The 6,723-nt window shown below is 64.3% G+C and carries 8 protein-coding genes; 1 reads left to right on the top strand and 7 read right to left on the bottom strand.

The features are described from left to right. Window positions 1–147: 147 nt before the first annotated feature. Complete coding sequence (locus tag TX78_RS12585; protein WP_049897499.1) at window positions 148–1,299, top strand: hypothetical protein; 1,152 nt, start codon at window positions 148–150, stop codon at window positions 1,297–1,299. Window positions 1,300–1,351: 52 nt separating this feature from the next. Here the strand turns inward: TX78_RS12585 and TX78_RS13945 are convergent, their stop codons facing one another. The 7 genes from TX78_RS13945 to TX78_RS05270 all read right to left on the bottom strand — a co-directional run bounded on the left by TX78_RS13945 (window position 1,352) and on the right by TX78_RS05270 (window position 6,628). Further along, window positions 1,352–1,948, bottom strand: coding sequence for an OmpA family protein (locus TX78_RS13945; RefSeq protein WP_233722174.1), 597 nt, complete (start codon window positions 1,946–1,948; stop codon window positions 1,352–1,354). Continuing rightward, window positions 1,941–2,381 (bottom strand): hypothetical protein, encoded by a 441-nt coding sequence (locus tag TX78_RS05295; protein WP_044494254.1) that lies wholly within the window; start codon window positions 2,379–2,381, stop codon window positions 1,941–1,943. The genes TX78_RS13945 and TX78_RS05295 overlap by 8 nt, the downstream gene beginning before the upstream one ends. Before the next feature lie 64 nt (window positions 2,382–2,445). Then, window positions 2,446–2,685, bottom strand: a complete 240-nt coding sequence (locus TX78_RS05290) for a hypothetical protein (RefSeq protein ID WP_044494253.1) — start codon at window positions 2,683–2,685, stop codon at window positions 2,446–2,448. Window positions 2,686–2,691: 6 nt separating this feature from the next. Further along, window positions 2,692–2,904 carry a hypothetical protein gene (locus TX78_RS05285; RefSeq protein ID WP_044494251.1) on the bottom strand — a complete coding sequence of 71 codons (213 nt, stop codon included), beginning with the start codon at window positions 2,902–2,904 and terminating at the stop codon, window positions 2,692–2,694. Window positions 2,905–3,054: 150 nt separating this feature from the next. Further along, complete coding sequence (locus TX78_RS05280; protein ID WP_233722173.1) at window positions 3,055–3,912, bottom strand: GNAT family N-acetyltransferase; 858 nt, start codon at window positions 3,910–3,912, stop codon at window positions 3,055–3,057. A 16-nt stretch (window positions 3,913–3,928) separates the two neighbouring features. Further along, entirely contained in the window at window positions 3,929–5,095 is a 1,167-nt protein-coding gene (ispG, locus tag TX78_RS05275; RefSeq protein WP_044494248.1) for a flavodoxin-dependent (E)-4-hydroxy-3-methylbut-2-enyl-diphosphate synthase, read from the bottom strand. Window positions 5,096–5,140: 45 nt separating this feature from the next. Further along, the gene (locus TX78_RS05270) at window positions 5,141–6,628 is read right to left on the bottom strand and encodes a M50 family metallopeptidase (RefSeq protein ID WP_044494247.1); all 1,488 of its coding nucleotides are present in this window, start codon (window positions 6,626–6,628) and stop codon (window positions 5,141–5,143) included. Window positions 6,629–6,723 lie beyond the last annotated feature (95 nt).

Raw genomic sequence — 6,723 nt, 5'->3', positions numbered from 1 at the left:
TTTTCGCAATACCTCCCCGTATACGGGGTGGTATTGCGAAAACCGTATGGTATTTCGTCGCCCACGTACTTGATGCGCAGCCGTCGTTTTCCACAGATCTGCGCACCTTACTGACACCCCGGTGCCCGATGCGCCATATTCGGGGGTATGACTCCACCAAGGGAGACAAGTCCCCTCCTCGTCGCTTCGCGCGACGGCGACGATCCCAGTGCACTGACGCTCGGCCGCGCCACCGACGCCGGCCGTCTTGTCCGGCTGCGGCAGGGCGTCTACCTCGATGCCCTCGCCTGGGTGCAGTCCCCTGCCTGGGAACGCCCCCTCATCGCGGCAGCCGCACAGGCGCTTCGCCAACCCAAAGCCATCTTCTGTAGAGAGACCGCACTTCTTCTTCACGGCTTCAGCCTCCTGCAGCCACCCTCCCACGTGGATGTGCGGGTCGCAGACAACGCCAATACCGGAAGAAGACCGTTCCGGTCCATGACAGGTGCTGCCTCGCAGCGCAGGCTCGAAGACCTCCTCTCCGCAGCAAAGCCCTCTTCCCGAACCAGGCGGCAGGACCTGACCCGTATCTTTCAGAGCATCCCCAACCGCGGTTTCCGGTACCCGGGGCCCTTCCATCCTGCCCAGCACAGCAGTGGCGCACTTCCAGTCACCGTGCGCTATGCGGCGGGTCTCATCGACATACCCCTGCCCGAGCTGAGCTGCGCGGATGTCTCAGGAATCACGCTGCGCACGGAGCCGCTTGAGTTCGTACTGCTGGACACCGTCCACAGGCTGACGCAACCAGCAGCGGTAGCGCTCATCGATGCCTTTCGCGCCGGCCGTCACCGCCTACGCAGCGCCGGGACTGAGGAAGACCTTCACCGCTGGGCGGAGGTGCTGCCGTCAATGCGGGCCCGCAGCCGTACTCGCCGCGCGTGGGACTTATCCGATGCCCGGGCTGAAAACCCTGGGGAGTCCTTCTCTCGGGTGCTGATCCATCAGCTGGGCTACGACCCACCGGACCTCCAGACCAAGCTGACCCTCCGCGACGGCACAATCGCGTACGTGGACTTCATGTGGGACTCGGCCGGCATTGCCGGAGAGTTCGACGGCGACCAGAAGTATCTCAAGGCCGCCGATTTCGGGATGACCGCTCAGGAGGCGGTGTTGAAGGAGAAGAAGCGCGAAGACGCCATCCGCCGATTGGGCTACCGCGTCATCCGCTGGGATTGGTCCAGCCTGCAGGATGCCCGTCGGCTGGACCGCATCCTCAACGAGGCCGGTGTTCCGCGACGTCGTCGTACATCCTTGGCCTAGCCCGGTACTGCCAACCCAGAGCTGACGACGGCGCCTCTCACCTCAACGCTGCTCAGCCGTACCGGATCTCCACACGTCTGTTGGCGGCGAAGGTGGAGGGATCCTCCTCATCCTCCTCCACTGCCGGATTGGAGTCTCCGAAGCCCTCAACCGTGAGCTGCAGGTCCGGGCGTTCCTCAGCCAATGCATCAGCTACGGCCTGCGCCCGATTCTCTGACAGCTCCTGGTTATCGAAGTCATAGGCCTCCGGAACAGGATTGGAGTCCGTGTGGCCGTGGATCGCCACAGTCGCGCCTTCGGCGACTTCCTCGGCGAGCTCGGCGATCGCCGGTCCAGCACCCTCAGGCAGCTCCCAGTCCATCGCTGGGAAGAGGATGTCTGTCTCCAAAACGATGACCGCCGTCTCCTCCGGCGCACGGGCACCGAGCCGGGCGACGAACTCGCTGCCCTCAAAGCGGCGGATGAACTCCCCGCCGTCGTAGCGAGCGACGAAATCTTCAATAGCCCCAATGCCCTCCGGCGCTTCAGGAGGTCCGGAGGGCTGCTCATCATCAGCGGAGGCCCCTACGACGGTGCCCATCAGCAGCGCTGCCGAGAGCAGCCCGGCACTCACCGGCCGGAGGCACCGGATTGCACGTGTCTCACTCATCGCCATCCACCTCGGCCGCGTTGCCGTAGTCTCCCGGCTCGTAGTCGCCCCAGTTGATCTGTACGTCCCGGAAGTCCTGCACGCCGGGCATTACTGCGACCTCGACGGTGTCAACTTTGTCTTCGGGGACCGGGTAGTAGGCCCAGAGCACCGCCGTCTCCCCGGAACGCACGTGGATATCCATAGAGGAGGCCCACGGTTCAGTGAGGAAGTAGGTCCATCCGCTGAGGTGCTCGCCCTCGGCGTCGGGAACATAGTAGGCCTCCATGTTTCGTCGGTCGTTGACCGCCGGCAGCAGGTAGGAATCGATGTTTCCTGCGATGTACAGTCCGTCGAAGAATCGTACTGGCCCGTCAGAGTCGTCATAATCCGGCACAAAACTCATAGTCAGCAGCATGCCCTGGTCGGTGACTTTCCAGGAATGAACCCCCATGGAGATCCCGCCCTCGATTCCGGAGCTGCCGGCGATGGGGTAGGTGATGGTGTCAACGGCGTCTTCATGGTTGAGGGTCGAGTCGGTGGAGGAACCTTGCTGTGGGCGTGAGCTGGACCTGGTCCTCGTCGGTCACATGCCGGCCGGTGGGAAGGATCCACACCCACGAATCCGCAGCTGTCGCCTCAGCTTCGACCTGCGCGGGCTCGCCGATGTTCACTTGCCCCGGGCCAGCAATGCTCAGCCAGACGCCGTCCTGGGAGGAGGCAGGTCCAGGGTTCTGGCCCAGCAGCACTACACCCACCAGTTCCTAGCAGCGCGGCAACGGCGACGAGGCGATGGAGATCAGCGCATCCTGGCTGACGTCTTCAACAGCGGTGGCATCCAATAGCGCCGCGTGAGTGAATCGCCGCACCGTGCCGGAGGCATCGCGAGTCTCGATGAACAGCTCGGCGGCTCGAGGTTCCTGACTCACCAGGCGGGCGAGGGTGCGCAGCGCTGTTTCGTGCTGACCAGTTTCCACCGCATCCGGCCCAGCAGCCCAGCGGCCCAGCGGCTCAGCGCAACGGCATGCGTTTTACCATCCAGTTTTCACATTACCGCCCCGTATCCGGGATGGTTTTCTGAAAACCGCATGGTAAAGCGAGAGGGCGTCCCGCGAGGACAACCGGCGTTAAAACAGCACCGTGGCGTAGGCGCCGTCGTACCTAAAGCCCACGCGCTCATAGGTGCGCACGGCCGGGATATTCCAGCTGTTGACGTAGAGACTGACCGTAGGGGCCAGCTGCAGACCGTATTCGACCACCGCCGCCATCCCCGGTGCGGCAAGTCCGCGACCACGCCAGCGCGGGTTGACCCATACCCCCTGGATCTGCGCCACTTCATCAATCACGGCGCCGAACTCGGCTTTGAAGATAATCTGCCCGGACGGTTCATCAACGCTGATCAGCGAGTGGCCGCTGCGGATCAGCCCGCGGATCCGGTCCCGGTACTGAGCGCCGCCCTGCTGGTACGGGGAGAAACCTAGCTCCTCGGTGAACATCGCCGCACATGCCCGTTCCACCTCAGCGTTCTCCTCCATCCGAGAGGGTCGCACCCCGGGCAAAGGTTCGACGGCGGGTGCTCCGGTGATCACCATCAGCGGTTGGTTGGGCCGAACTTCGCGGTGGTTATTCCATCGGGTGGCGTCAAAAAGTGCCAGCACCGGTTCAGCCCGGCCGTAAATGGAGGAGACTCGACGCCGCAAGGCCCCGGCTGCGAGCCCGAAAAGCTCTCCGTCCGCGGCGTCGCCGCCTACCGGGATCACGTTGGAACCCAGCCAGCAGGCGGCCTGCAGCTCACCTGCCTGGGCGCCGTCGACGCCCAGAATCAGCGCACCGGCACGGCTTTTGCCAGGCCCGGCGCTGCCGCGTTGACGCACGGCGGCAGTGACGGTGACGTTGGCTACTGGATCAGCATCCAGCAGCTTATGCAGTGCGGGTGTGTCCTGGTGGCTCAGCACCCGCACTGCACCGCCGGTGGCGCGTGCCACCTTGGCGGTAGGAGTGTTAGCTGACGGAGACCACAGGGGCACCGGCAGCAGCGTCCTCTCCGGATTCGCGGTCCATCTGCTCGGCCAGGCGGTTAGCCTCTTCGATCAGGGTCTCCACAATCTGGTCCTCGGGCACGGTCTTGATGACCTCGCCCTTGACAAAAATCTGGCCCTTGCCGTTGCCGGAGGCCACACCGAGATCGGCGTCGCGGGCTTCACCGGGTCCGTTGACCACACAGCCCATCACGGCAACGCGCAGCGGAACCTCCATACCCTCCAGCCCTGCAGTGACTTCATCAGCCAGGGTGTAGACATCCACCTGGGCGCGACCGCAGGAGGGGCAGGAGACAATCTCCAGCTTGCGCGGGCGAAGGTTCAGCGACTCCAGGATCTGGTTGCCGACCTTGACTTCTTCGGCCGGTGGTGCAGAGAGCGAGACGCGGATGGTGTCACCGATGCCCTGGGACAACAGTGCGCCGAAGGCGGTAGCGGATTTGATAGTCCCCTGGAATGCGGGTCCGGCTTCTGTCACACCCAGGTGCAGGGGCCAGTCGCCGCGCTCAGCCAACTGCTTATAGGCCTCCACCATGACCACCGGGTCAGAGTGCTTCACGGAGATCTTGAAGTCGTGGAAATCGTGCTCTTCAAAGAGGCTCGCCTCCCAGACGGCGGACTCCACCAGCGCCTCCGGGGTGGCCTTGCCGTATTTGGACATCAGTCGCTTGTCCAGGGAACCGGCGTTGACGCCGATCCGGATGGACACTCCGGCATCCTTGGCGGCTTTGGCGATCTCGCCGACCTTGTCATCGAACTGGCGGATATTGCCGGGGTTCACCCGCACTGCACCGCAGCCAGCCTCAATGGCAGCGAAGACGTATTTGGGCTGGAAGTGGATATCTGCGATCACCGGGATCTGCGATTTCATCGCGATGATCGGAAGCGCCTGCGCGTCCTTATCGGTGGGGCAGGCCACGCGCACAATGTCACAGCCAGAGGCGGTCAGCTCTGCGATCTGCTGCAACGTGGCGTTGATGTCATGGGTCTTGGTGGTGGTCATCGACTGCACCGAGATGGGGTGGTCGCTGCCGACCCCGACCGATCCGACGTAGAAGTTGCGTGTCTTGCGCCGCGGGGCGAGGACCGGCGGAGGTGCACTGGGCATGCCGAGATTGATGGCGGTCATGTCATCCAGTGTATCGGCGTGCGCGGACCCGCTTGTCCGCCGTCGTCACTCGAAGAGGCGTATAGGGTCCACAATGTCTGCGGAGATCAGCAGACCGCCCATAGCGAACATCAGAATCGCCACCACATAAGTCAGCGGCAGCAGCTTCGAAATATCGAAGGGACCCGGGTCAGGCCGGCCCCGCAGCTTCGCCAGCCGGCGGCGCAGCGCCTCCCACAGCGCACCGGCCACATGTCCACCGTCCAGGGGGAGCAGCGGGATCAGGTTGAAGACCATCAGCGCCACGTTGACCCCGGCCACCAGGGACAGCAGAGTCGCCAGCCGAGACTCCCAGGGGATTTGATCCTGGGCAGAGATCTCCCCGGCAATACGCCCGACGCCGACCACCGAGACCGGTCCGTCAGGATCACGCTCAGCATCGGTGAATGTGGTCACCGCCACGTCATACATCCGCACCGGCAGGGTGGCGACGACGCCGACCACCGCTTCGGTCTGCGCCCATACGATGGGCCCGGCCTCCCAGGGAGGCTGCCGGATGACCTCCTGATCGGCCCCCATGCCGATGAAGCCCACCGGTTCGGTGATCATCTGACCAGTTGCGTCAGTCTGGACCCGGCCGAGTCGGTCGGTCACCGGTCGTTCAGTCTCGATAGGAGTCAGCGTAGTGGTGTGCTGCTGGCCGTCACGCAGATAGACCAGCTGGCTGGATTCGCCGGCGGCCTCGCGGATCAGCGCGGTCAGCTCGTCCCATTCTTCAATGGGTTCGCCACGGAATTCGATGATCTCGTCCCCGGGGCGCAGCCCGGCCTCATAGGCCGGACCCGGCGGATCCTGTGCGGTGCATTCATCGCGTCCGGCCTCGGAGGCCTGCACCGAGACCACGCATTCATAGACCTCAGCGACCCGCGGAACTGCCTCATTGGTGCCGTGCAGGGAGATAGTGCCCGCCGTCAGCCCCAGCGCCAGTAGGCCGTTCATGGCCGGCCCGCCGAGCATCACGATGATCTTCTTCCACGCCGGCAGCTTGTAGAACAGCCGGTCCTCATCGCCTTCCTTCAGCTCCTCCGCGGCGACTTCACGAGCCTCTGCGGACATCTGCTGGAACAGCCCGGTGGAGTGCGAGGCCACCGTGCGCTTAGCCTCGTCAGGCAGCTGCTCGGCGGCGGCGCTGCGTTCAATGGGCGGGGCAGCATACTGGGCGCCGACTTCCCGCAGATAAGAGTCAGTGGGCTCGGTGACTTTTTGCTCACCGGGCTCCTCCCCGGTAGCGGCGGCGTCGTCGGCTTTCTTCTCCGGTTCCGGGTACATGCCGATCATCGCGACATACCCGCCGAGCAGGATGGCTTTGATGCCGTATTCGGTCTCACCCCGGCGGGTGGACCAGATGGTGGGCCCGAAGCCCACCATGTACTGGGTGACCCGGACCTTGAAGAGCTTGGCCGGCAGCAGATGCCCGATCTCATGCAGGGCCACGGAGACGATGATCCCCACCACCACGATGAGGATTCCGACGACGGTCAGCAGTACGGTCATGCTTTCTGCCCGCTCCCGGTCGCGGTGGTCAGCGCCGCTGAGCTGATGATCTGATTCGCCGTCGCCCGTGCCCATTCCTCGACCCCGAGGACCGT

The organism is Nesterenkonia massiliensis (assembly GCF_000455245.1).
Taxonomy (GTDB): domain Bacteria; phylum Actinomycetota; class Actinomycetes; order Actinomycetales; family Micrococcaceae; genus Nesterenkonia; species Nesterenkonia rhizosphaerae.
This window is presented reverse-complemented; position numbering and strand designations above follow the sequence as displayed.